The sequence below is a fragment of the Pseudoalteromonas sp. SG43-1 genome (assembly GCF_014164415.1).
Taxonomy (GTDB): domain Bacteria; phylum Pseudomonadota; class Gammaproteobacteria; order Enterobacterales; family Alteromonadaceae; genus Pseudoalteromonas; species Pseudoalteromonas distincta.
In genome coordinates, this window is the sequence record NZ_JACJFD010000005.1 from 39,207 (window position 1) to 65,994 (window position 26,788).

20 protein-coding genes are annotated in these 26,788 nt (G+C 38.8%); 18 read left to right on the top strand and 2 right to left on the bottom strand.

Features of this window, described 5'->3' with window-relative positions:
* The first annotated feature begins 7 nt into the window (after positions 1-7).
* The 10 genes from H5159_RS05865 (at position 8) to moaE (ending at position 10,858) form a co-directional block, all read left to right on the top strand.
* Complete coding sequence (locus H5159_RS05865; RefSeq protein ID WP_182779945.1) at positions 8-1,750, top strand: bifunctional protein-serine/threonine kinase/phosphatase; 1,743 nt, start codon at positions 8-10, stop codon at positions 1,748-1,750.
* A 9-nt stretch (positions 1,751-1,759) separates the two neighbouring features.
* Positions 1,760-2,953, top strand: a complete 1,194-nt coding sequence (locus tag H5159_RS05870) for an alginate export family protein (protein WP_024603792.1) — start codon at positions 1,760-1,762, stop codon at positions 2,951-2,953.
* 227 nt (positions 2,954-3,180) lie between these two features.
* Positions 3,181-4,704 (top strand): FAD-dependent oxidoreductase, encoded by a 1,524-nt coding sequence (locus H5159_RS05875; RefSeq protein ID WP_182779946.1) that lies wholly within the window; start codon positions 3,181-3,183, stop codon positions 4,702-4,704.
* Between the two features lie 26 nt (positions 4,705-4,730).
* Positions 4,731-7,427 carry a nitrate reductase gene (locus tag H5159_RS05880; protein ID WP_182779947.1) on the top strand — a complete coding sequence of 899 codons (2,697 nt, stop codon included), beginning with the start codon at positions 4,731-4,733 and terminating at the stop codon, positions 7,425-7,427.
* A 16-nt stretch (positions 7,428-7,443) separates the two neighbouring features.
* Positions 7,444-8,415 (top strand): GTP 3',8-cyclase MoaA, encoded by a 972-nt coding sequence (gene moaA / locus H5159_RS05885; protein ID WP_182779948.1) that lies wholly within the window; start codon positions 7,444-7,446, stop codon positions 8,413-8,415.
* Positions 8,416-8,440: 25 nt separating this feature from the next.
* Positions 8,441-9,115, top strand: a complete 675-nt coding sequence (locus H5159_RS05890; RefSeq protein ID WP_409072606.1) for a molybdenum cofactor guanylyltransferase — start codon at positions 8,441-8,443, stop codon at positions 9,113-9,115.
* On the top strand, positions 9,112-9,651 hold the full coding sequence (moaB, locus tag H5159_RS05895) for a molybdenum cofactor biosynthesis protein B (protein ID WP_182695790.1): 540 nt from the start codon (positions 9,112-9,114) through the stop codon (positions 9,649-9,651). Before H5159_RS05890 ends, moaB begins: the two co-directional genes overlap by 4 nt.
* A gap of 1 nt (position 9,652) precedes the next feature.
* Positions 9,653-10,123, top strand: a complete 471-nt coding sequence (moaC, locus tag H5159_RS05900; RefSeq protein WP_007375236.1) for a cyclic pyranopterin monophosphate synthase MoaC — start codon at positions 9,653-9,655, stop codon at positions 10,121-10,123.
* Entirely contained in the window at positions 10,101-10,400 is a 300-nt protein-coding gene (locus H5159_RS05905; protein ID WP_039488090.1) for a MoaD/ThiS family protein, read from the top strand. The genes moaC and H5159_RS05905 overlap by 23 nt, the downstream gene beginning before the upstream one ends.
* Positions 10,400-10,858: a molybdopterin synthase catalytic subunit MoaE gene (gene moaE, locus H5159_RS05910; protein WP_182779952.1), complete on the top strand. Its 459-nt coding sequence runs from the start codon at positions 10,400-10,402 to the stop codon at positions 10,856-10,858. Before H5159_RS05905 ends, moaE begins: the two co-directional genes overlap by 1 nt.
* Before the next feature lie 716 nt (positions 10,859-11,574).
* Here the strand turns inward: moaE and H5159_RS05915 are convergent.
* Positions 11,575-12,735, bottom strand: coding sequence for a putative zinc-binding metallopeptidase (locus tag H5159_RS05915; protein ID WP_182779954.1), 1,161 nt, complete (start codon positions 12,733-12,735; stop codon positions 11,575-11,577).
* Between the two features lie 69 nt (positions 12,736-12,804).
* Entirely contained in the window at positions 12,805-13,578 is a 774-nt protein-coding gene (locus H5159_RS05920; RefSeq protein WP_182716372.1) for an SHOCT domain-containing protein, read from the bottom strand.
* A gap of 1,020 nt (positions 13,579-14,598) precedes the next feature.
* On the opposite strand from H5159_RS05920, the gene H5159_RS05925 reads away from it, so the two are divergent.
* The 8 genes from H5159_RS05925 to H5159_RS05960 all read left to right on the top strand — a co-directional run bounded on the left by H5159_RS05925 (position 14,599) and on the right by H5159_RS05960 (position 26,664).
* Positions 14,599-17,910 (top strand): DUF2126 domain-containing protein, encoded by a 3,312-nt coding sequence (locus H5159_RS05925; protein WP_182779956.1) that lies wholly within the window; start codon positions 14,599-14,601, stop codon positions 17,908-17,910.
* A gap of 112 nt (positions 17,911-18,022) precedes the next feature.
* Positions 18,023-20,542, top strand: a complete 2,520-nt coding sequence (locus tag H5159_RS05930) for a circularly permuted type 2 ATP-grasp protein (protein ID WP_182779958.1) — start codon at positions 18,023-18,025, stop codon at positions 20,540-20,542.
* Positions 20,539-21,417 carry a transglutaminase family protein gene (locus tag H5159_RS05935; protein ID WP_182695782.1) on the top strand — a complete coding sequence of 293 codons (879 nt, stop codon included), beginning with the start codon at positions 20,539-20,541 and terminating at the stop codon, positions 21,415-21,417. Before H5159_RS05930 ends, H5159_RS05935 begins: the two co-directional genes overlap by 4 nt.
* A 46-nt stretch (positions 21,418-21,463) precedes the next feature.
* Positions 21,464-22,918, top strand: a complete 1,455-nt coding sequence (locus H5159_RS05940; RefSeq protein ID WP_024604870.1) for a circularly permuted type 2 ATP-grasp protein — start codon at positions 21,464-21,466, stop codon at positions 22,916-22,918.
* Position 22,919: 1 nt separating this feature from the next.
* Positions 22,920-23,852: an alpha-E domain-containing protein gene (locus H5159_RS05945; RefSeq protein ID WP_007585221.1), complete on the top strand. Its 933-nt coding sequence runs from the start codon at positions 22,920-22,922 to the stop codon at positions 23,850-23,852.
* 122 nt (positions 23,853-23,974) lie between these two features.
* Positions 23,975-24,634 (top strand): MOSC domain-containing protein, encoded by a 660-nt coding sequence (locus tag H5159_RS05950; RefSeq protein WP_024604871.1) that lies wholly within the window; start codon positions 23,975-23,977, stop codon positions 24,632-24,634.
* A 129-nt stretch (positions 24,635-24,763) separates the two neighbouring features.
* On the top strand, positions 24,764-26,218 hold the full coding sequence (locus H5159_RS05955) for an ATP-binding protein (RefSeq protein WP_182779960.1): 1,455 nt from the start codon (positions 24,764-24,766) through the stop codon (positions 26,216-26,218).
* Positions 26,215-26,664, top strand: coding sequence for a response regulator (locus H5159_RS05960; RefSeq protein WP_024596059.1), 450 nt, complete (start codon positions 26,215-26,217; stop codon positions 26,662-26,664). Before H5159_RS05955 ends, H5159_RS05960 begins: the two co-directional genes overlap by 4 nt.
* Positions 26,665-26,788: the final 124 nt, after the last annotated feature.

A 26,788-nucleotide genomic window follows, 5' to 3' on the forward strand; every position in this document is an offset into this window, starting at 1 on the left:
ATTGACTATGTTTGATGAAACACTCCACGCTAAATCGCTAAAAAATGAACTCAACGTTACATTTGGCGGGCACAGTGCTAAAGGGTTAAAAGCAGAAAACCAAGATGCGTTTGCAGCTCTCAATACCAAAGCGCAAGAAAAAGAGTCTAAAGGCGTTATTGCCTGCTTAGCCGATGGGTGTTCATCAGCAAAAAATGCTAAACAAGCGTCTCAACTTTCGGTTACTCATTTTATAAATGAGTATTTAAATACCCCCGAAAGTTGGGCGGTTAAAAAGTCAGTGTCGAAGGTGTTAGCAAGTTTAAATCAGTGGCTTTATTCGCAATCGGTTAATTACAATCACTTAGGTCAGCGTCAAGCCGATTGGATGACGACTTTTACAGCACTTATTTTAAAGTCGGCAACGGGTTATATATTCCACTTAGGTGATACGCGTATTACTCGCTTGCGAGGAAATAAAATAGAGGCAATAACACGGGATCACAAAGTAAACGATACGCTAACGCGTGCTCTTGGCGCGCAACTTCATCAAGAAATAGATGTATACGAGGTTGACCTAAAAGCAGACGATATTTATATATTAACCTGCGATGGCGTACACGATGTGCTCCCAAGTAGTGATATAGCTAAATTAATTAACGAGTACACTAATTTAGAAAATGCAGCTAAAGCAATTACCGAACTTGCATTAGCGCGAGGCAGTGACGACAACGTAAGTTGTTTACTGGTAAAAGTAGAAAACATTGCTGAGCAAAAGTTAGATGAACTTTACCATTCGCTAACTCGTCGCAAAATTCCACCTGCGCTTAATGTTGGGCAAAAAATTGATGACTACACGGTTATTCGTAAATTGCATGCCAGTAGTCGCTCGCACATTTATTTAGTGCAACAAGCGCCCGATTTACCGCCAGTGGTTTTAAAAGCACCTTCGGTTAATTTTGAAGACGATGTGCACTACCTTCAAGGCTTTATAAGAGAAGGCTGGGTAGGGCAACGCATAAACCATTTAAACGTGATGAAAGTGCTAAGTACGCAATCGCAGAGTCGTTTTTTGTATCATATTTGTGAGTACATGGACGGGCAAACACTCAGTGATTGGAAGCACGACGTGCCGCACCCAGAAATAACCCAAGTACGCAGTATTATTGAACAAATAGTACATGCACTAAGGGCGTTTCAGCGACTCGATATGGTACATCGTGATTTAAAACTCGATAATGTAATGATAGATGCGCACGGTAAAGTAACGCTAATAGATTACGGCACAGTAAGTGTTGCGGCTATGGACGAGTCGGTTAAACAAATTGCGGATGATTGCCCGCAAGGCACTGCCGACTACACCGCACCCGAAACACTTATTACTATGCACGCCGATTTTAAAAGTGATTTGTTTTCACTTGGCGTGATTGCATATGAGTTATTGTGCTCAAAATTGCCTTATAAACCACTGCCACTTAACCACGTAGCGCCAAAAGATTACAGCCATTGGCATTACACAAGTATTCGTAAATACAGAGCCGATATTCCGTTTTGGTTAGATCAAGCCCTTATGAAGGCGCTTGCCCCTAAACCTGAGCTCAGATACCAAGCTTTTTCTGAGTTTATAAACGATATCAACAAACCTAATCCTTATTTAGAAAGTACCGCTAATAAAAGTTCAATAATGAAACGCGATCCAGTTATGGTGTGGAAATGTATTTCGCTGTGTTTATTTATTGCTTTGGTATGTGTATTAATAATTAAAACTTAGAGAACCAAAATGCTTAATTACAAGAACAACTTACCTATTATTTTTATACTGGGTTGCTTCACTGCGCCTTTAATAAGCCAAGCTGCGCAAACTGATCTTGATTTTAGACTGCGTTTTGAAAGCGTTGATCAAGAAAATGCTCTAAAAGATGCAAGCGGCTTAACACTTAGAACCCGCTTAACGCATCAAACAGACGAGGTGAATGGTTTTTCAGCACTTATTGAAGTAGAAGACACTCGCAGCCTATTGGGCGTAGATGATTACAACAATACAGTGGGGAAAAACACTAATTATTCTGTTATTGCAGACCCAGAAAACACTGAGATAGACCAAGGCTTTGTTAAATATGCCCGCGATGGTCTATCGCTAAAAGTAGGGCGCCAAATAATAGCTCTTGATGGGCAGCGTTTTGTTGGGCACGTAGGTTGGCGCCAAGACAGACAAACCTTTGATGCCGCGACTATTAATTACGCATTTAATAACATAAATTTACAGTACAGTTATTTAAATAAGCGTAACCGCATATTTGCTGACGATAAAGACATTAAATCGTCCGATCATTTAATTAATGCAAGCTTTAAAACAGACTACGGTAAAGTGGTTTTATACAGTTACTTATTAAGTGACGATGCACTACAAGACGACAGTTTAGATACTTATGGCGTTTCTTTTAACGGTAATAAAACCCTAAACGACATAAAATTTTATTACAAAGCGGAGTATGCAACGCAGTCTGCTTCAACAAGCGTGAGTGATTTTGATGCCGATTACTATGCACTTGAAGGCGCTGTCGATTTAAATGGGTTGGGCATAAAAACAGTAACATTAAAAGTTGGCATAGAGTCACTTGGCTCTGATAATGGCGATTACGGGTTTGCAACACCGCTTGCCACGTTACATAAATTTAATGGTTGGACAGATACGTTTTTAAATACACCCACACAAGGTTTGGACGACACTTACATAAGCTTAAACGGTAAAGCGTTTGACGGAAAATGGCTGGTGGCTTATCACAGTTTTGATGCCAATGAGCAATCAAATGGGGTTGACGATTTAGGCAGTGAGCTAAACGTACAATACGTTAAACCTATTAACAAACAATACGCAGTGGGTGTTAAATACGCCGATTACTCAGCGGGGGATACTGCTGCTAATAAAGTCGATACTCAAAAATTATGGGTATGGATGAGTGCTAAATTTTAACCCTCACTATCTTCTAGTATCCTCTTGTAATTTATAGCGACACAAGATGGTGCAATTGCACCATCTTGTGGGGCTTTATGCTTTACACCTCTGCACCAAAGTAGGCAACTTACTGATATTAAATGCTTATATATTTGGCTTGCATATTGCTATAACAATCCTATAACAAATTATTCGATTTCAATTTTAGTCAATTACTAAAATAGGTATCACTTTAAGGTGGGTGAATGTTAAGCAAGCAGCGTGTTGTAGTGGTAGGAAACGGAATGGTCGGGCACCATTTTGTGCAGCAGCTAGTTTCTCAAAATCAAGCTGATGAGCAATTTGAAATTACGGTACTTAGCGGTGAAGACCGTTTAGCGTATGACCGTGTACAACTATCCTCTTTTTTTAAAGGCAAAACCGCAGACGACCTCGCACTTACATGTAATAAAACCTATGACGATTGGCAAGTACGCTTTCATACTCATTCTAAAGTGGTTGATATAAATCGTGATACGCAAACTGTAACGACCGCTAAAGGGGAATTGTTTGAATACGACAAACTTGTGCTTGCTACAGGTTCATTCCCATTTGTACCGCCTATACCGGGTAAAGATCGCGAGCATTGCCTTGTTTATCGCACCATTAACGATTTACACGCAATAAAAAATTCAGCCCACGGCAGCAAAGTAGGCGTGGTAATTGGTGGCGGTTTACTGGGGCTTGAAGCTGCAAACGCATTAAAGCAATTGGGTTTACATACTCACGTAATAGAATTTGCACCGCAACTTATGGGTGTACAAGTTGATGCTGGTGGCGGTCGGTTACTAAAAAACAAAATTACGGATTTGGGCGTTACTGTACATACAGCGGTAGCAACTGAGGAAATCGTAGAAGGCGAAAGTTGCCGTTATAAAATGTGTTTTAAAGGTGGCAAAACCCTTGAAACAGACATGATTGTATTTTCGGCGGGTATTCGCCCTTATGATAATTTAGCCCGCGAGTTTAATTTAGAGTTAGGCGAGCGCGGCGGTATTGTAATTAATAACCACTGCCAAACGAGTGATAAAAACATATACGCTATTGGTGAATGTGCACTGTGGAATAATTTTATTTTTGGCTTAGTGGCACCCGGTTACGCCATGGCTAAAATAGCAGTTGGGCATATTTTACAAGATACGCAGCAAGGTACTTTGCAAAGTACTGGCTTAGACAATAAAGCCGATGAATTTAATGGTGCCGATATGAGCACCAAGCTTAAATTAATGGGTGTTGAAGTAGGCTCTATTGGCGATGCACATGCACGCAGCGAAGGCGCAATAAGCTATTACTTTGAAGACCAAGCCAATGGTATTTATAAAAAAATAGTCACTAACTCACAAAGTAATAAGCTGATTGGCGCGGTACTTGTTGGCGATACCAGCGATTACGACAATTTGCTGCAATATCATTTAAACGACATTGAACTTACCACCGCTCCCGAAGCGCTCATTATGCCCCTTGCCGGCGACATAGCAGAGCTAAGCGCCGATGACTTGCCTGATGACGCCATTATTTGCGCTTGTCATAAAGTAACTAAACACACCATTGAACAAACAGTCGCTAAAGGCTGCATAGATTTGGCAAGTGTGCAGCAAAGCACCAAAGCCAGTACAGGCTGTGGAGGGTGTGAAAAGCTCGTTCAAAATGTAATAAACAGCGCGCTCGCTAAGGCAAGTAACACTATTAACGTAGTTACCCTTAATGAGCCTGTAAAACAGCCTGCATAAATTAAGGCACACTAAAAGAGAGCAGTATGACAACCGCAAACACGTCACCAACTATAAATAAAACCAGTTTAAAACAAACAACATGTGCTTACTGTGGTGTAGGGTGCGGTGTTGATATTTCACTTTTTAATAATGTGCCAACCAAGCTTGAAGGCATGCGAGAGCATCCCGCAAACTTTGGTCGTTTATGTGTAAAAGGCACGCATTTGCTCGACACAACAGGCAGTGATAATCGCTTAACGTCGCCTCTGATTAATAACCAAGCCGTTACGTGGGATGAAGCCACCGACCATGTTGCCAATAAATTTAACGACATAATACAAAAGCACGGACCCGATGCTGTGGCATTTTATGTATCGGGGCAATTGCTTACAGAAGATTACTACATTGCTAATAAATTAATGAAAGGCTACATAGGCTCAGGCAATATTGATACAAATTCGCGCCTGTGTATGTCATCTGCTGTGGCAGGTTATAAACGCGCTTTTGGTGAAGACGTAGTGCCGTGTACCTACGAGGATTTAGAGCAAACTGAGCTACTTATTTTAATTGGCTCTAATGCAGCGTGGACTCATCCGGTTTTGTATCAGCGAATGGAACGTGCAAAGCAGCTTAATCCAAATATGAAAGTGGTGGTTATTGACCCGCGAAAAACCGACACTGCTGAGCTTGCCGACACATTTTTAAATATAAAACCAGGGAGTGACGCCGCCCTTTATAACGGCTTGCTTAATTATTTAAATGAGCATAACCACCTCGATACGCAATTTATTGCTCAGCACACAAACGGCTTTGAAAGCGCACTGCAAGAGGCACAAAAATGGAGCTGCCAGGCAGTTAGCGACTTTTGCGATATAACAATTGAGCAAGTCACTGAGTTTTACACGCTATTTGCTAAAAGCCGAAGTGCGATTAGCTTTTACTCAATGGGTATAAATCAATCAAGCTCGGGTGTAGATAAATGCAACGCCATTATTAATGCGCATTTAGCCTCAGGTAAATTACTTAAGCCAGGTAGCGGTCCGTTTTCGATTACTGGACAACCCAATGCGATGGGCGGGCGCGAAGTAGGTGGTTTGGCTAATCAGTTAGCGGCGCATTTAGATATTGAAAACGAAGCGCATCAATCACTTGTACAACGTTTTTGGCTCTCGCCAACTATTGCTAAAAAAGTAGGCAGCAATGCCATTGATATGTTTGATGAAATAGCCGCAGGCAAAATAAAAGCAGTGTGGATAATGGCAACAAACCCAATGGTGAGCTTGCCTAATAACGCCGCTATTAAAAAGGCATTAGAGACCTGCGAGTTGGTGGTTGTATCTGACTGTATTGCAAAAAGTGATACGTTAAAATTCGCCGATGTTGCTTTTCCATCAACCGGTTGGGGTGAAAAAAACGGCACTGTGACTAATTCAGAACGCAGAATATCAAGGCAACGACCGTTAGTAGCGCCTTATTCGGGTGCTAAAAACGATTGGCAAATTATGTGCGACGTTGCTAAAAAAATGGGCTTTGAAGGATTTGATTTTATAGACCCAAGTGGCATTTTTGAAGAATGGGCACAATTAACCGGCTTTGAAAATAACGGCAGCCGATTACTAAATCTTTCTGGTTTAGTTGGGCTCACAAAAAGCCAGTACGATAATTTAAAACCCATTATGTGGCCGGTTGTTAAAAATCAGCCTTATAAAAATGGTCAGGTTTTTACAGATAACCAATTTAGCACCGCTGATAAAAAAGCACGCTTTATACCTATAACGCCGCAATTACCGGTGCAACAAACATCAAGTGATTATCCGTTTGTAATGAACTCGGGTCGTATACGCGACCAATGGCATACCATGAGCCGCACCGGTAAAAGTACCGCGCTTTCATCGCATATTACACGCCCGTATATTGAAATTAATCCGCTTGATGCCAGTAAATTAGCAATTAAACAAAACGATTTAATTAGTGCGATTGCCCAAACAGGGCAGGTTACCGCGCATGCAAAAGTAACCGATGCCGTGCGAAAAGGCGAATGCTTTATGCCTATTCATTGGAACAAGCAATTTGCATCATCAGCAACAGTAAGCGGGCTGTATCAATCGGTAGTTGACCCACTATCTGGTCAGGCTGAGTGTAAACACGGCGCTGTTAATATAGTTAAAGCACCGTATGCGCAATATATGCAGCTGTTTGCTAAAAACGAACTTGTTATAAAAAGTGATTTTTGGCTCAAAGTTAATGCAAGTAATTGCTTTAATTATCAGTTGGCGCTTAATGAACCACAAAGTGATTTACTGTATTACTGCCAAACCTTAACTGGTTTACAAGGGCAGTGGTCGGCTATGAATACGGCAAAAGCTATGCATGTGCAGTGTATTCAAAACGATCAATTAGCGTTTGTTGGTGTTATTTCTAATGAGCAAAAAGAAATATCACTTGAGTGGATAAACCATTTATTTGCAGAGCCACTCCTAACGTTTACACAGTTACAGTCTTTGCTTTATGCAACCCCCGATGAAGAATTTACCCAAGGTATGCAAGTGTGTAGCTGCTTTAAAGTAAGAGAGCAGCCAATTATAAACGCCATTAAAAAAGGTGCAAACACGGTAGAGCAATTGGGGACGGAACTTAAATGTGGAACGAACTGTGGTTCGTGTAAAACGCAATTAAGCCAATTAATAAAACAACATTACAAAGCAAGTTCTAGCAGCATTGATGTTGCGGTTGTAATGTAAAGATAAAAGGAAGCATATGCTTAATGATCAATTTGGTCGGCAGTTTAACTATTTGCGCCTCTCAATAACCGATGTATGTAATTTTAGTTGTAGTTATTGTTTACCAAACGGGTATCAGTGCGATACGCCGCGTAATTTTTTAAATAAAAATGAAATTAGCACGCTTGTAAATGCGTTTGCAGAACTAGGTACTAAAAAAGTGCGTATTACAGGTGGCGAACCATGCTTACGAAACGACGTAACCGATATTATAAAGCTTTGTAAAAACACGCCCGGCATAGAAAAAGTAGCCATTACTACCAACGGCTTTAATTTATTAAAGAAAATTGATGAATTTGCAGAAGCAGGGCTTGATGCGCTCAACGTCAGTATTGATAGTTTAAATCCGAGTATGTTTAAACTCATAACAGGGCACGACAAACTTAACCTTATTTTAAAAGGAATTGAACGCGCGGTAGAGCTGGGAATAAAAGATATAAAAATAAATGCGGTGCTTGCCAAGCAGTTTAATAAAAACCAATTGAAGGATTTTTTAGCGTGGGTAAAACACCACAAAGTTACGGTGCGCTTTATAGAACTAATGGAAACAGGTGACGGCGCAACCTTTTTTGAAGAAAACCACTTAAGTGGACAAACAGTTAAAGCCCAATTACTCGACCAAGGTTGGTTACAAGTCGTTAGGGGAAAATTAAACGGACCCGCTGAGGAATTTTGTCATCCTGATTACGATGGTCGTATTGGTTTAATAATGCCGTACGGTAAAGACTTTTGTAAAAGTTGTAATCGCTTAAGGGTGTCAGCACTGGGTAAATTACACTTATGTTTATTTGCAGAGCAAGGTATAGATTTACGCGAACTACTCAACGAGGACGATACTGCAGCGACCGTAAAGGCAATTCGAGCCGCTATGGGCAATAAAGAAATAAGCCATGAGCTGGATAAACGCTTAACAGGTGCGACAACTCACTTAGCCATGTTAGGCGGCTAATATGGAAGCTAATATAAAATCTAATATGAAAGTTAAGCGAGATTTTACAGGCGTTGTGCTTGCTGGTGGTAAGTCATCAAGAATGGGCACAGACAAAGCCGATTTAGTTTTAAAAAATAAAACGCTATTGCACAATGCGTGTGATTTATTAAAAGACGTAGGCGCTAAAAACATACTAATAAGCCGCAACGTTAAAAATCCAGTCAAGTCATTGAACCATTATTCACCGAGCGATTATCCCTCAGAAAAGTACGTTAAAGATATATACCCAAATAGTGGACCCCTTGGCGGAATTTATTCCACATTAATAGCCACAGAGCACGACTTACTTATTACTGCGGTAGATATGCCTCTACTTACGAGTAGTTTGTTAAGCATAATTGTGCTGGCTTCTCAGTCAAATAACGTACAAAGTGTGAGCAATCAATTAAATCAGTCACAAATACATGCTTGGCACTTTGAAAATGAACCACTACCGCTGTATATTCGTAATACAAGCAGTGTAAAAAATCATTTAAAACACATACTCACAAACGCTAACAGTCATAAATCAATAAAACAGTTTACCCAAAGCATTGGTGTGCAAACGCTTTTATGTAATAAAACGCATGCATTAATAAACACCAATACACCGGCGCAATTTAAAGCTGTAAATGAGTATTTTGACCAAAGCATTAATCAATTAAGAAGAACATTATGAGTCACACAACTGAGTCACAAATAGCATTAAACATTGCCGTAATGACGGTAAGCGATACACGCGATGCGATTACCGATACTTCTGGTCATTACTTAATTAAAGCGCTAACTGAAGCTGGCCATCACTTAGCTGATAAAGACATAGTTAAAGATGACGTTTACCAAATGCGTGCAGTGGCATCGCAGTGGATAGCCGATGACACCATTCATGCTATTTTAGTGACTGGCGGTACAGGTTTTACTGAGCGCGATTCAACACCAGAGGCATTTGCCCCGCTGTTTGATAAAAGCGTAGACGGTTTTGGGGAGCTATTTAGGCACATATCGTACGGCGAAATTGGTAACTCTACTATTCAATCTCGTGCACTTGCGGGACTTGCAAACAACACGGTTATTTTTTGTATGCCAGGCTCTACAGGCGCATGTAAAACAGCGTGGACAGGCATAATAAAAGATCAACTTAACTCAATGCATAAACCGTGTAACTTTGTACCGCACATTACCATTGGTAAAAAGTGTGAATCGCGTGAGCAATAGTATGTTGAGCCATGTTGACGAAAACGGCCAAGCGAATATGGTTGATGTATCGCTCAAAGACGTAACCTTGCGCGATGCCTCGGCTGAAGCATTTATTAGCATGAGTAAGCTTGCCTTTGAACAAGTAATGCTTAATCAAAACAAAAAGGGTGATGTGTTAGGCGTGGCACGCATTGCAGGTATTCAAGGCGCTAAAAAATGCGCTGATTTAATTCCGCTTTGTCATCCGCTTGCACTTAGTAAAGTCGCTGTTGATTTTGAACTTGATGAAGCAAATAGCCAAATTAAAATAACCAGCTACTGCAAACTTGCCGGTAAAACGGGGGTTGAAATGGAAGCGTTAACAGCGGTATCTGTGGCTAGCCTTACTTTGTTTGATATGTGTAAAGCAGCCGACCCACTAATGGAAATTAGCGGCATGCGCGTTACTCAAAAAGCAGGGGGCAAAAATGGTAGTTGGCAACGCGATTAATCCAAACGATGCAATATCTAGCGCCGGGAAAGTAGAGTTATTGTTTTTTGGGCAACTAAAAGAGCGGTTAAAGTGCAGCAAATTAAGTCTTGAGATTACGCAGCCGCTTACTATTTCAGAGCTTAAATTAAGATTAGTGAGCCAATACCCGCACTGGCAACCGTGGCTGGAGGAGCGTGAGCTACTTGCAGCGCTTAACCAAACTATGTCATCAAGCGACGAAATAGTGAAAGCAGGGGATGAGCTTGCCTTTTTCCCGCCGGTTACAGGTGGCTAATGAGCATACATATTCAAGTACAAACCGATGATTTTAATGTAGGTGACGAGCACAATACGCTTTGTAGTAATAATAAAAGCGATGGCGCTGTTGTCACCTTTACAGGTTTGGTAAGAGAGTTCAGCAGTGGCGATAATGTTATTGCACTTGAGCTTGAACACTACCCTGGTATGACCGAGCAACTGCTTCAATCTATTGCAGAGCAAGCTCAAACTCGCTGGCAACTGGCGCGAATATGCATTATTCACCGCGTTGGTTACTTAGCACTTGGCGAGCAAATTGTATTTGTAGGCGTAACGTCCCGCCATCGCCAAGCCGCGTTCGAAGGCGCACAATTTATAATGGATTATTTAAAAAACCACGCCACGTTTTGGAAAAAAGAGCACTTTAAAGACTCATCAAACTGGGTTGAGTTTAAACAAAGCGACAAACAAGCGCTGGGCAAGTGGCAAAAGTAGTTATAAATGTAATGTGTGAATAAAGATGCGTTCAAAATTTATCTCAAAAAGAGAGTCATTAGAGCCCGCTGCACTTTGGGTAGCGGCTCTATTAATTTTAGCTATTATGTTAGAGCTCATAACAGGCTGGTCTATAGGTGGAAAAAGCACTGCTGGTCACTCTATAAATATTGAGCCAGAACAGTTTTGGTTTGAAATAAAATTGCACTGCAGCTTAGTGTTATGGTTTATTTTTAGATCTTTTTTTACTTTTCCATTTTTTAGGGCGCAGTACAATAGCTTGCTTAGCTTCAGAGAAGAACACAAAATCATATCAAATATTCTTTTTTATATACTTACTCCCATTTTTGTAGTGTTTTTAATTTTAACTTTATTATTTATTAGCGACTTATAAATATTGTTCAGTTTCTTATTAAGAACGAGTGATTAAATTTATACGCTCTTACTATTAGCCATTTTTTACAGCCGTTCTATATTTACTTTTTGCCTTAGTTGGAACGTTAAGCCTTACTCATTTTACAGTGAAGTGTTTTAGGGGCATTTACATATCGTGATTATTTTATTGTCGCTTATAGCACCCAAAATTCTAAATTTAAAACTAATAGAATATAGTCTTTGAAAAGATCAACACGCCCTAATGTTTTCTGTCTCTTTAGCAGTTATTTTAATAGTTTACTGAGTAAAACAGTAAACTATCTTACTCAATTAATTACTTCTTATGTTAGTAAATCAGGCATTAAATTGAGCCTGTTATGAATGGCATGATGGATGAAAGATAACTTAGTTCGCACCGCTTGAGTAAGTACAAATGGGTAGGCATCGGCAAGTCCCATGCTGCGATTTAGTGAATTTAGAATGATCGAAAATTCCATCCAAGTATCTAAAATAGCATCAATCGATGTTTGTGAATTAAAGTAATAAGCACTTTGTGGCAATCGAAGCTCGTCTGCTTCATCTAATTCAAACTCATTACCCGTTGTTGAGCCTGTAATTGAAAAGTTTTTGGCTGTTTCTAAAGTATCGATAATATGCATGTAATGCGCCCATGTTTCTGCCCAGTCTTCATAAGGGTGCATAGTAGCGTATTCACTAATAAAGGTTTCATGCCAGTTAGCTGGCGCGCCTTGCTTGTAATGAGTATCGAGCGCTTGCTGGTAATCTAATTCGTCATCACCAAAATATTGCTTACATAAAGCATGTTTTTTTGATGAATTTGCGATTAGTTGATCAAAATAATAATGACCAAGTTCATGGCGAAAATGACCAAGTAAAGTACGGTAACGCTCACCCATCGCTATTTTAGCTTGAGAGCGTGCTACGTCGTCTGCTTCAGCTAGGTTTATAGTGATATGCCCGCAATCGTGTCCTGTAAATACAACGTCTTGACCTATAATAGGGCTTACAAAGTGATCGCTTACGTTACGGTCTGCTATAAAATCGAAGCTTAATCCGCTTTCAGGTTCTTGAATCGTGGTATTTAAAGGGAGTGATAATGATTTTAATGTATACAAAGCGCGACGTTTTGCTGTCTCCATTTTTTTCCATAATGGAATATGTTCAACAATACTTAAATCGGGCACCGTTTCATTAAAGCGGCACGAAAAACACAGCACTTCGTCTTTATCGGCAACAGGTATAAATGTGTCTAAATTAACCATACCATTGCATACGTGATACTGAGCGTTGTTATCACATTTTTTATAAAAAACGTCAGGCGCTTCTGCTTTGTAAAATAACCCCGATTGCTCATCAATTTCATAGGGTTCAACTTGGTCGAACTCATCATCAATACCCACGGTTCTGCCGCAAGCCAAACAATGGCTGCTTTCAAAAAATAAAATAAGTTGATCTGTGCAATTACATTTAAATGTTTTCATATGTTACCGAATAAAAAAGAGACCGTATAAACCACTTTTACTTAGCGCTATGCTATTGGAGGATAGTGGTTAAATCCTTTTTAAAAGTTCAGACTTTTTAATATTAAATTCATCATCACTCAACGCATTAGAGTCGCGAAGTTGTGCTAACTTTTCAATAATTTGAAGTGTTTCGTCTACCGAGTATTGCCCCACAGTATTATTAGCCGGTGCTTCAACTTGGTTTGGTGTTGACGATGCAAAATTCGGCTGCGTTACTTGCTGCGTAAAATCTTTTTGTGGTTCTGGAGGCGTTGGCGTTTGCCCTGAAATTAATGGCAGGGTATTTACATTAATTGTCCCCCACTGACTGTTAAATGTAAGAGAGGTATTATTGCCTTGCTGTTGGCTTACACCACCAATATTATGATCTAACGTGTCGTATACGCTCACTTGTCCATTTAATTCAACGGCTAAGCGATTAGGGAATATAGCGTAGCGAATATTATTTTGCGCACCACTGCTAAATGGGCTGCCTAGATTACCTGGCCACCACTGATTGCTGCCAGGCGATCCTACAGGAATAACCGGAAATATTTGGTTATTGCTCAATATATTAGCAAGTTCGTTGCACAAGTTATCAACGGTTGATTTTAAACCGTTGTTAAACATGTCGCCAACCATTGTCATTCCGCCACGCATCCATTGACCAGAACCACCAAGTTCTGGGCAATTAAACTGTGCCATTGAGCAACCGCCGTTATTAACGCTAACTAACATGTGAATTACTGCATCGTGACTGAGGTTATAACGAGATGCTATACCATTAACTAAGTTTTCACCGACATCTGTTAGCTTTTGCATAAGAGAATATCCTATTAGGTAGATTGGGTTGATTTAAAAAATCTTAAATACGCTAGGGCGTGTTGATTTTTGGGATTGAAATTTGTTCAATCTAGGGGCGATTTAATCGCGGCGCGAGGTTTGTAACCTAGTGGGCTAAGTAAAAACCGAGCAACAAAGAGTCAATCGTCCCTAGAAAGAACCCAGGGGCAGCGCATGTTTGGCATTTATGCTGCGTTATCGCCTATGTATGGGGAACAACCACACATCATAGACTCTGCCTTGCTTAAATACCAAACACACTGCTGCAAATTCAACCACCAAAGAACAACACGCCCTAGTGCTGCATTACCTTTAGCTTTGATGATAATGAAAAATTAACAGGTTAGTGAGGTGTGCTGGTTTTTCAAATTGGACGTGTTCTGTTTTGTTTGAAATTAAAACACACCACTGCAAAACTAATCTTTAAAGTAAGCATCTATGTATTAAAGTTGCTTGTTTTATGTCATCGAGATCGTTAGTTTTACTGTAACGTAAGCGGTTAAAAATCGATCTAGTATAGCACCGTTACTTACTTTAACAGCAGCTTTATCGTGAACTATTTCTTACTATTTAATAATTACTTTGAATGATTTTTAAACTCTAAATAAATCCTTTTAATTATATCAGTTTAGCGGTATAAATAACGCAGTGAGTATTTTAAAAAATCTAAATATATTTGTTTTATTTCAATATTTTAAATTAATTAGCTTTAATTGTAAGTTATTTTGAAGCACTATTTTGGTGCGTTTTCTGCACCATTAATAATCTAAAATCGATGGTTTAAATTACACTAAGTTTACTATTTATTGAATAGGTGTGTTTTTCCTATTAATTAGGTCAAAACCTTTATGCATAACGTTGCTTTGTGCAAGAGCCGCGAGTGGATGAACAGTACTACTTAAGCAAGTCTTTTGGTATAAAAATTGCACAAGTGAATTAGTCCAAATAATATTTTCAGCGTTATATTGTGGCCATACATTATTAAAGGGGAATTAATAGATGACAATTACAGTTGGGATTTCGCACCATACTCAGTATAAATACGACCGGTCAGTTAATATGGGGCCGCATATATTCCGATTACGTCCAGCGCCACATAGCCGTACAAAAATTAAAAGTTATTCTTTAAAAATAGTTCCAGAAGATCATTATATAAATTGGCAACAAGACCCTTTTGGTAATTACCAAGCGAGGGTGGTGTTTAACAAGCCAACTACCGAATTTAGTTTTACAGTTGATTTGGTCGCCGAACTAACGGTTATTAATCCTTTTGATTTCTTTTTAGAAGATTACGCCGAAAACTTCCCGTTTGTTTACGATGCTATTTCAAAGTCAGAACTCTCTCCTTATTTAAAAAAACGCAAAGCCAGTCCAAAATTTAAAGAATTAATTGAATCTTTAAACCCTAAAGAGCCGCTTAGAAGCGTTGATTTTTTAGTCGCTGTTAATCAAGCTATTTATGAGTTAGTTGGTTATGGCATTCGTTTAGAACCTGGCGTACAAACACCGAACGAAACAATAAGTAAAAAAACAGGTTCGTGTCGTGATTCTGCTTGGTTATTAGTACAATTGTTTCGTCATTTAGGGTTGGCATCTCGATTTGTATCGGGTTACCTAGTACAGCTAACCTCAGATCAAAAATCACTAGATGGCCCAAGCGGTCCAGAAGAAGATTTTACCGATTTGCATGCATGGACCGAGGTGTATATTCCGGGTGCAGGTTGGATAGGGCTTGATCCTACCTCGGGTTTATTTGCTGGTGAAGGTCATATTCCATTGGCGTGTACGCCAGAGCCAAGCTCGGCAGCGCCGGTAACCGGCGGTATAGATGACTGTAAATCTGAGTTTAGCTTTTATAATAAAGTAACGCGTGTACACGAAGACCCACGTGTTACTAAGCCATATTCTGAGGCGCAGTGGGCGGCAATTAACCGTTTAGGTCAGCACGTTGACAATGTTTACAATGAAGAAAACATACATTTAACCATGGGCGGCGAACCTACGTTTATTTCTATTGACGATATGGAACATCCTCAGTGGAATACTGATGCCGATGGTAAAGAAAAAAGAATATTAGCTCAAAATTTATTTGTAGAAATGAATAAAGTATACACAAAAGGTGGCTTTACTCATTACGGACAAGGTAAATGGTATCCGGGTGAGCCATTACCACGTTGGCAATACGCATGTTATTGGCGCAAAGATGGTGAGCCTTTATGGCAAGATGCTGCACTATTAGCCGATCCTAATAAAGATTATAAATTTGATCATACCGATACTAAAAAGTTTGCTGATAAACTGTGTGACTCACTTGGTCTTGAAACCAAGGCACTTACTACGGCTTATGAAGATATTTTATATCACATGTGGCAAGAAGCCTCATTACCTACCGAAATAAAGCCAGATCAACCAGAACTTCTCCATGCAATGAGCCGAAAAGGCTTTTTAGCTAAAATGGATAAAGGCATAGAAAAGCCTGTTGGCTATGTTCTACCTTTAAAATGGAACGATAGCAAAAACTGCTGGCAGTCGTGTACGTGGGAGTTTAAACGAGGCAATTGTTTCTTATTACCTGGTGAATCCCCAATGGGGTATCGCTTGCCCTTAGATAGCCTTGAATGGAGCGGCAATATTATTGACCGCGACCCGTTTGATATTCCTGAAAACTTTGGCAAAGCTAAAAAGCTTAAAAAAGGCTTTATTGGCAAAGAAATGGTTAAAACTGCCCTTGTAATGGAAGTGAGAGAGGGGCGTTTATACATATTTATGCCACCAACAAGTCATTTTGAACATTACATGGGTTTAATAAGTAGTATAGAAAGTGTGGCTAAAGCACTTAAAATACCGCTTGTTATTGAAGGCTATAGCCCACCTAAAGATAGCCGCGTAGAAAAATACGCTGTAACGCCAGATCCAGGTGTTATTGAAGTAAATATTCATCCTTCAACATCGTGGGATCAATTAGTCAGTCGAACTACAACGCTATATGGTTTAGCAAAAGAATGCCGATTAGGTACCGATAAGTTTATGGCAGATGGTCGTCATACTGGTACTGGTGGTGGTAACCACGTAACGCTGGGTGGCGAAACACCTGAGCAAAGCCCATTTTTACGCAGACCCGATATTTTAAGAAGTTTTATTACCTATTGGCAGCATCATCCTGGTTTATCGTATTTATTTTCGGGGCTTTTTATTGGTCCTACAAGCCAAGCACCGCGAGTGGATGAAGCCCGTGATGAAGTTTTATACGAGCTAGAAATTGCCTTTTCGCATATGCCCGAAGGTGAGGTGCCTGAACCTTGGTTAGTTGATAGGCTACTTCGTAATTTATTAGTGGATTTAACGGGTAATACGCACAGAGCAGAGTTTTGTATAGATAAGCTCTATTCACCCGACTCAGCCACAGGTCGTTTAGGGATTGTAGAATTTAGAGGCTTTGAAATGCCTCCGCATTCACAAATGAGCTTAGTGCAAATGCTGCTGTTGCGTACTTTACTTGCTTGGTTTTGGAAAAAACCTTACCACAAGCCATTAATACGTTGGGGTACTGAGTTACACGATAAGTTTTTATTGCCACAATATGTAGAAAACGATTTAGCTGAAGTAAGCCGCGATTTACAACAGGCAGGTTTTCAATTTCAGTTAAGTTGGTTAAATCCATTTTTTGAATTTAGATTTCCGGTGTGTGGTACGCGAGAACTTGATAACGTTACACTTGAGCTTAGAACCGCAATCGAGCCTTGGCATGTACTGGGCGAAGAGGCGAGTGCGTCGGGTACGGCGCGCTATGTAGATTCGTCATTAGAAAGAGTACAGATAAAAGTACAAGGAACAATGAGCGACCGCTATGTTGTAACGTGTAATGGTCGAAGAGTGCCGCTTAAACCGGTTAAAGGTAAAGCAAAAGATGAAATGGTCGCGGGTATACGATACCGAGCTTGGCAACCACCTACAGCGCTTCACCCAACTATTGGCGTACATGCACCATTAGTTTTTGATTTAATCGATACGTGGGAAGGACGTTCAGTTGGAGGCTTTGTATATCATGTGAGCCATGCTGGGGGTCGTAATCCTGAAACGCTACCGGTTAATGCATTTGAAGCAGAAGGGCGCAGAGTCGCAAGATTTTGGGAGCATGGGCATACACCATCGTTACTTGCATCAGCAGAACCAAGCTGGAGCCCATCGGCGGTTACGCATAGTTTTCAGTCGGCGCAAAGCGCAAGTGAATACGTGGTACCTGATGAAGAAAGTAGTAATCCTGATTATCCAAATACCTTGGATTTACGCAGGCAGCCTAACTTTAAATAATAATTGATAGTTGTGTCATTCCACTTTGAAATTATTTAAAGTGGAATGACTAAATATTTTTAAAGCATCATTATGAACACGGCTATTTACTATAAATTGGAGCAATTTCAGCTTGTATATTAACAATAACGCGATGCCGGAATTGCCTGAGTGGTTGTCTTTATACCTTGATAAATCACATGGACATGATGAACTAGCAAACCACAGTGGTTTAAACCCAGAACATTGGGATACTTTATTTAAGCGTTTAGCTAGCCTAACAGCAGATGATGTTAGTAGCCGCGCTACAGAAATTAGCCAATTACTACAAAATGGCAATATTAAAAATGAAAGTAATAAGCAATGGCACTTCGACCCGTTGCCTTTTATGTTATCAAAAGCTGATTGGACCTTGCTCGAAGAGGGAATAAAACAAAGAACCCTTTTATTAAATAAAATTCAGCAAGATATTTACGGTGACCAAACTCTATTAGTTGATGGCCATATTCCTGCAAAGCAGCTTTTTCAAGACCCTAATTACTTACGCGAAGGTTTTAGTTTACCTAGTAACGAATTAACACTTTTTTTTACAGCATTAGATGTTTACCGCACGCCAACAGGCGAATTTAAAGTATTAAGCGATCATTGCCAGTGCCCGCTGGGCTTAGGGCTATTAATTAAAAGCCGTATTATTGCAAGGCGTGTAATGGCTGAAGAATTTGCAGAATGTAATGTTCAGCAAATTAAAGAATTTTTAAATTTATTCCAAGAGGGTATTAACGAATATACCCACTATATGGATGACCCACGCATTGTAATCCTTACCCAAGGAATTGATGACCCTAACTACAACGAGCATGCATTCCTATCTACCTACTTTGGCTATACATTAGTACAAAGCGCCGACTTAACCGTACGTGGTGGTGACGTTTGTTTAAAATCGTTACAAGGCTTGGGTAAAATTAATGTCATTTTACGCTGGGTTTCTGATCGTTGTATTGACTCTTTAGAGCAAACTGAATATTCACTTCATGGTATTCCGGGCTTATTACAATCGGTTCGACAAGGGTCGGTTAAGGTTTTAAACCCGTTTGGTAGCGGTGTGCTCTCGTCACCTTCAATAAAGTGCAACTTAGAAAAGTTATCGCAGCAAATTTTAAAACAACCCCTGTTGTTAGGTGAGCCAAATTATTTAAGTGTAAAAGAAGCGCAAGCCGTTGATTGGAATAACCTCGAACTACTATCTGCTATAGACCCTACACTCAAGTTAGATGGAGTGTTAGACGAGCAAGAAATAAAGCTACTTATTAGCAAAGAACCCGATAATTACTTTTTCCAAGAAAAACCTTCTTTTAGCAGTGCACCATTTTGGCATGACGGGCAATTAATCTCCAAGCCAGTGGTGTTTAGATGCTATGCATTAACCACTGAAAATGGCGTAGAAGTACTTCCTTCAGCACTGTGTTTTTCGAACGAAAAAAGTAACAACCCGAGAATATCTGGTCGGATCAAAGATACATGGATAAATACAGCCGATAGAGTTGATTTAGGCGAGCATAATCCACCGGTGCCAATTAGAAAAAGAATGGATGTAACGCTACTCGAAGGGGTTATTTCGAGCCGTACGGCTGAGCACCTTTTTTGGTTGGGCCGATACTTAGAACGCTGCGAAAATACCATACGTATATTGCGTATTTTTATAGACAAGTACACCGAATTTTCTGTTTACCCAGATTCAATACGAAAAAGTATAGTTGCACGGCTTTCTAATGCCATTAGGTCGCAATATATTGTTTATCCCTATATAGAACCTGATTTAAAACTAGATGGCATTGATGTAAATCTGTCTAAAGAAACTGCTTTTCAACTCCTTGCAGACGAGCAATGCGCTGGCAGTATTATTAATACATTAAAGTACATTGCTAATGCGTCGGTGCAAATTCAAGAATTACTATCTCATGATAGCCGCCGAATAATTGATGATATTAATGAGCAAATTAAAGTATTTAAAAATGTAAATATTAATATTCCAACGCGTGCAATGCAAAGCAGCCTAGATAGAGTTATAGGCTCAATTATGGCTTTTAATGGCTCGATTACAGATTGTATGCCAAATAGTAATGGCTGGTTTTTACTCGAAATGGGCAGAAGAGTAGAGCGTAGCTTACAAATAACATCATTAAGTGCGGCTTTATTAACCAAAGAGTTAGACGAGCCCGAAGAGCTTGGCTTACTTGAAGCAGTACTAAGTTGCCAAGTTAGTTTAGTTACGCATAAGCGCCGATACAGAATGTATCAAACCATTGGTACAGGACTTGAGCTATTACTTTTAGATGCTGAATACCCACGTTCTTTATTATTTCAGTTAGAGGAAATTAATAAGTTGTGTAAGCATTTACCCACAAAACGCAGACAAGGTGTAATTGCGGCACACGAAAAAGCAATTTTACTATCTAAAACAAGTTGTTATGTAACTGAGAAAGATTACCTACAAAAAAGTGAAAATAGACAACGTAACCAGTTAATCGAATTTAACCATAATACGCGTATGAACTTAGATACATTTTGTGATGTATTATTACTACAGTATTTTTCTCATACCCAAACGGCAAATAAATTGAACTGGACTAATATTGAGCAAGCTCAATCGTGAAATATAAAATAAAGCACTCGACTACATACAACTATTCAGACTTTGTTAGTTTGTGTCAAAACCAAGCGCGATTAACGCCAAAAACGAATCGCGGGCAAATATGCCACAGTAGTCGTATAGAAATTGAACCTACTCCGACTTACTTACAAACATTTACTGATTATTTTAATAATCAGGTAACAGCGTTTGAAATAGCAATACAGCATAAAAAACTTAAAGTAACGATGATCAGCGAGGTAGAACTGTTAGTCGGCGCTAATAGCAATTTAGAGAGTGTTGATATTACTTGGCGAAAAGTACGTGATTTATTGGTTAAACCAAATACGGCAGAATTATTAAAAACGTCTGAATTTGTACTACCTTCACAACTTATTCCAATAGATAAAGGAATTAAGGAATACGCATTAATTTCGTTTGATGCACACAAAAATATAATTTCTGCATGCAAAGATTTAATGGCACGGATTTTTCATGAATTTCATTATGATCCTGGTTTTACAACAATTAGTACGCCTTTGAGCACTGTTTTTGCACAAAAAAGGGGCGTTTGCCAAGACTTTGCACACTTTGCGCTTGCATGCTTACGTAGCGTAGGGTTAGCAGGTCGATACGTAAGTGGGTACATAGAAACCATGCCGCCAGAAGGCGAAGAAAAGCTAGAAGGTGCAGATGCAACTCATGCATGGTTTGCGGTATTTGTGCCAAACTTTGGCTGGGTTGATTTTGATCCAACAAATAATGTTTTACCACGCGATCAGCATATTACTCTAGCCGTAGGGCGAGACTTTTCTGACGTAACTCCTTTAAAAGGAGTGGTATTTGGTGGCGGTAGTCAATTGCTTGATGTAGCGGTTGATATGATTCGAATGGAATAGCAGTTTAACTACGTCATATATGATGATGGATAAGGTGAAAGAGTGTATGAAAATTGATTGGAAAGCGTACCAAACAAAAGGTTTCTTTGATGAATTAATTGATGCACAAGGAAACGTTAGATCGCATGGAACACAATTAGCACAATTTTTTGCTAATTTATCAGCAGAAGAATTAGTAAAAGCCAGAGCGGTTGCTGATTTAGCAATTAAAGAAATGGGTATTACTTTCACGGTTTACAACGAAGGTAATATGATTGATAGAGCCTGGCCGTTTGATATTATTCCTCGAACTATTGGTAAAAAAGAATGGCAAAGCGTAGAGGTTGGTTTAAAGCAACGTGTTGAAGCGCTAAACCTTTTTATAGATGATTTATACCACGACCAAAAAATAATAAAAGATGGTGTTTTTCCAAAAGGGTTACTAGAAAAATCAGTTAACTTTCGCGAGCAATGCGTGGGAATAAACCCGCCAAATAAGATATGGGCGCATATTTGTGGCTCAGATTTAGTACGCGATGGTAGCGGTACAATGTATGTGCTTGAGGATAACCTGCGTGTTCCTTCTGGTGTATCTTATATGCTTGAAAATCGCTCTGTAATGAAGCGTGTATTCCCTGAATTATTTGAGCAAGTATCGATTTTACCTGTTGATGATTACCCTTCACAATTATTTGATATGCTAGCGGCAATGTCGCCTCGTCCACAAGATAAACCAGAAGTCGTGGTACTTACTCCTGGGGTATTTAACTCCGCTTATTTTGAGCATTGTTACCTTGCCCAAGAAATGGGTTGCGAACTGGTAGAAGGGCGCGATTTAGTTGTTGAAAAAGATGACTGTGTATACATGAGAACAATCACAGGGCTACAACGAGTTGATGTTATTTATCGTCGTATAGATGATTTATTTTTAGACCCAGAAGCCTTTTTACCAGAATCCCAACTTGGCGTTCCTGGATTAATGCGTGCTTGGTCTAAAGGTAATGTGGCTTTAGTTAATGCACCAGGCGCAGGTGTTGCTGATGACAAAGTAGTTTACGCCTATGTACCTGAGATGATTAAGTACTACTTAGGCGAGGAAGCTAAACTTGCTAATGTCCCAACGTTCAAATGTTTAGATCCGAAAGAATGCGACCATGTGATTAAAAATATCGATAAGCTTGTTGTTAAACCTGCAAATGAATCTGGCGGATATGGATTATTAATTGGTCCTAAATCGACTAAAAAAGAACAAGAAGCGTGTATTGCTCAAATTAAAGCGGACCCACGAAATTGGGTAGCTCAACCAACATTAGATTTATCAACAGTACCAACATTTGATGGTAATAAACCAGATGGTCGACATACCGATTTAAGACCGTTTATTTTATCATCAGGTAAAGATACGCAAGTTACCACTGGTGGATTAACGCGTGTTGCTATGGTTAAAGGCTCTTTGGTGGTTAATTCATCACAAGGTGGTGGCAGTAAAGATACTTGGATTGTTGACGAAGAGGCTAAATAATATGTTATCAAGAGTAGGCGAAACTTTATATTGGGTATCTCGATACATTGAGCGCGCGGAAAATGTGGCTCGTTTAATCAACGTTAACAATTTACTGATGATGGACTTACCCAAAGGCGTATGTACCGGCTGGGAGCCATTAATTGATATTATTGGTGTGCGTAAAGCGTATTCAGAAAACCATACTGATTTTACTGAACAAAAAGCATTAAGGTATTTACTTGTTGGTAGTGATAACAGCTCGTCAATTTTAAACTCTATTACTTCGGCACGAGAAAGCGCGCGTACAATTCGCGATGTAATACCGCGAGATGTATGGGAAGAAATTAACTCTCTTTATTATTATGTAAAAGATAATCAAAAAGAAGGGATAACAAAGCGCGGACGTTTTGATTATTTAAAAAAGATTATAGATTCAGCCCATCAAATATTTGGGGCGTTAGATGCCACAATTAATCATGATCAGGGCTATGTTTTTATCCGCTTTGGTTCGATTATAGAGCGAGCAGATATGACATCGCGAATTTTAGATATTCGCTCTGCTACGTTAATTACTAATGAAGAAGAAGTGAAGCCGTTTGATAATATTCAGTGGATCAGTTTATTGCGTTCGTTAAGTGCTTATCAAATGTATCGCCAAGAAATGGGCGTTAGAGTACAGCGTGCTGATGTAATAGAATTTGTGATGCACAGCAAAGTATTCCCACGATCTATTTTATTTTGTATGAATGAATTAAAAGCATTGGTTTTACCTTTGCCAAACTCAACAGAAATTATTAAATCAATTGATGATGCAATTGTTGAGTTAGAAAATAAAGACGTACGAGTACTTAAAAATGGTCTGTTGCATGACTTTATCGATGAAATACAAATAGACTTAGCTGGAATACATAACGGACTGGCCGAAACGTATTTTTTAAAACAAGCAGAATAATAAAAACTGTATATTGTTAAATGACTGCTTAGTCTTAAGCGGTCATTTTTTGCTTAAATTTATTTATAATAATTTTAAAACCTGCATAATTAATCTTTACTTCCTCATCCGTTGGTATCGCAATGAAAATCATCTCGACTAATATCTCTAAAATTAAAACTCTTATTCATAATGGTAAAGAGGTGAAAACGGGAATATTCAAAACGCCAACTAACGAACCTGTTGTTATTGAAAAGCTAAATATTATAGGGGATGAGCAAGCTGATTTAGTTAATCACGGCGGGGTTGATAAAGCGGTTTACGCGTTTTCGCACAATCATTATGATTATTGGAAACAAACCCTCGAGAATGATGATTTGGCAGTAGGTGCCTTTGGCGAAAACTTCACGATTTCTGACCTTGATGAAGCGAATATACACATAGGTGACCATATTCGAATTGGTACTGCATTACTTGAAGTAAGCCAGCCTCGTGTGCCTTGTTTTAAATTAGCTATCGCCCTTAATAATAAAAACAGCCTTAAACTGTTTACGCAGCATTACTGCACTGGCGTGTATTTTAGGGTACTAGAGCAGGGCGTTGCAAAAACGGGTGATAGTGTTGTTATCGAGAAGAAAGCCTCGCACGACATATCAGTAAAAAAACTGTTCCAGGCTTTTTTTGATAAAAAATATCCAGATTATGAAAGTGTATTATTAGCAGCACTCGAATTGCCGGAGCTTGCTCTTGAGTGGCAAACTAAAATTAAAAAGAAGCTTTGTATTAAAAATGAACTAAGTTAAGCGTAAATTGTTATTTATAGAGAAGCTAGTAAAAAAGATAAAACCTGCTATGCCTAATGTGATAAATACTATAATTATTATAGTGTTATTAAAAAACTGTTGGGTTAGTAGCTAAAATAGGTGTCGTATATGAATATCTCCAGAAAACTGATGCTTATTGTGATTTTAACAGCTGCAGAGGTAAGTATTACTGTTTACTCAGCTTTTGAAATAGCTAAAGGGGCCAAGTTTCACCAACTTAATTTTCTTCACTTAAAATATACTCATCAACTTACTAAGTCAGTTAAAAAAATAGAAAATGATCTCCCCATAGATATAAATACCATTGAGTCAGATATATTGTTAATTAGGCAGCAACCAATTGACTGTATTGAAGAAATAAATCCATTAAATTATGCTGTTATGAAATTTATTAACACAGAGCAAACTTTAACAATTTGTGAAAAAGATATAGAAATTGCGGATAAAACACTACTGTCAGTTACTCAGTATGAAAAAGGTGAGCTCAGTAGAGCTGATTTTTTACTAAACCTTAATGCTGCACTTGTCAGCTTTAACAAACACTCTGAGATGTTTGAAGAACCAATCAGAAAAACAGTATCGTTTATACTAATGACGTTAATTCCACTTGTTATCGTCATATCTTTTTTTAATATTATTTTTATAAGTTACCTTTCTCGTACTATATCCAGCTCTATTCGAAATCTTACCCTGCTCTTATCAAGTAAACCCGAAAGCAATATTAACCTAGATGATGAGCTTGATATAAAAACGTCGGGTGAATTAAAAGCACTCGTTATCGCGGCCAGGCAGCGGATTAAAAATGATCTTTTAAATATTGAAAACAGTATTGAACTCAAAGAGATTATAAATAGCCAAACAGCCTCCCTGCAGCAAGCAAATGACGAACTTGCACAGTTTGCTTATCGAGCTTCTCATGACCTGAAATCACCGTTGTCAGGGGCTAAATCCCTAGCGCATTTTGTTATTGAAGATATAAAAGCAGGAGATACTGAAGAGGCAAGTCGAAATGCATTGGTTATCTATCAACAAATGGAAAAGTTAGAGACACTTGTTGTTGATATTTTACTATTAGCTAAAGCTGAAATTGGTAGTGAAGATAGATATGTAATTGATTTTAATCAGTTGATTATTGATATGAAAGAGCGACTCACTTGGCTTATGAAAGACAACCCTTGTAAGCTCGAGACAACAATTAATCTATCAGTACCTATAAAGTCAGAAAAAGCGCGTTTTGCTCAAATTATTGAAAACTTAATTTCAAACGGGTTGAAGTATTACGACAGAAATAAAGACTCCCCTTATCTCCGCTGTGATATTTTCAATGAGCAAGAGACGTTTTTTATTACTGTTACAGATAACGGAATGGGAATACCACAAAAGCATCAAGGTGAAGTGTTTGATATGTTTAAGCGATTTCATGCACAGACGAGTACGGGCTCTGGTTTAGGGATGGCGTTGGTTAAAAAACATATTGAGTACTTAAACGGTGAAATATCACTGCAAAGCTCTGATAAAGGCACAACATTTAAAATAGTAATACCATTGGATAAGCTAATATGACAAAAATTAAACCCCCTATATTAATTGTCGATGACAACGAAGTTGACCGGTATATTCTTAAAAGGCTAATAAAAGAAGCCAAGTTAGATCTTACAATTTTTGAAAAAAAAGATGGTCAAGAAGCATTAGAATTTTTAGAAAATTATGAATCTAATAGAATAAAGTACCCTGATGGATTTCCTCCAATTCTTATATTTTTAGACATTAATATGCCAAAAGTTAATGGCATTCAATTTTTAGAGAAGTTCTCTAAACTCAGAAAAATGATAGAGATAAGCTCGTGTGTAGTTATGATGTTTAGCTCATCTGAAAGAGAAGAAGAAAAAAAGATTATAATGTCACACGACTTTGTAAAAGGTTACCTTGTAAAAGGAAGTTTTCAGGCAGCAGAGTTAAAAGAAAAAGTCATGGCTGTTATTGGTCAGCATTTAGATAAATACAGCTGATGTGCATGTATTTTAAGTTTTAACCTATTAGGCTGTGCCAATTGAAGAGCCTTTAGTTTGAGTATGTGGCTCAAACCAAAGGTTTTTAGCTTAAAGTTATATAGGTGTCTGATTTAAGCTTCAA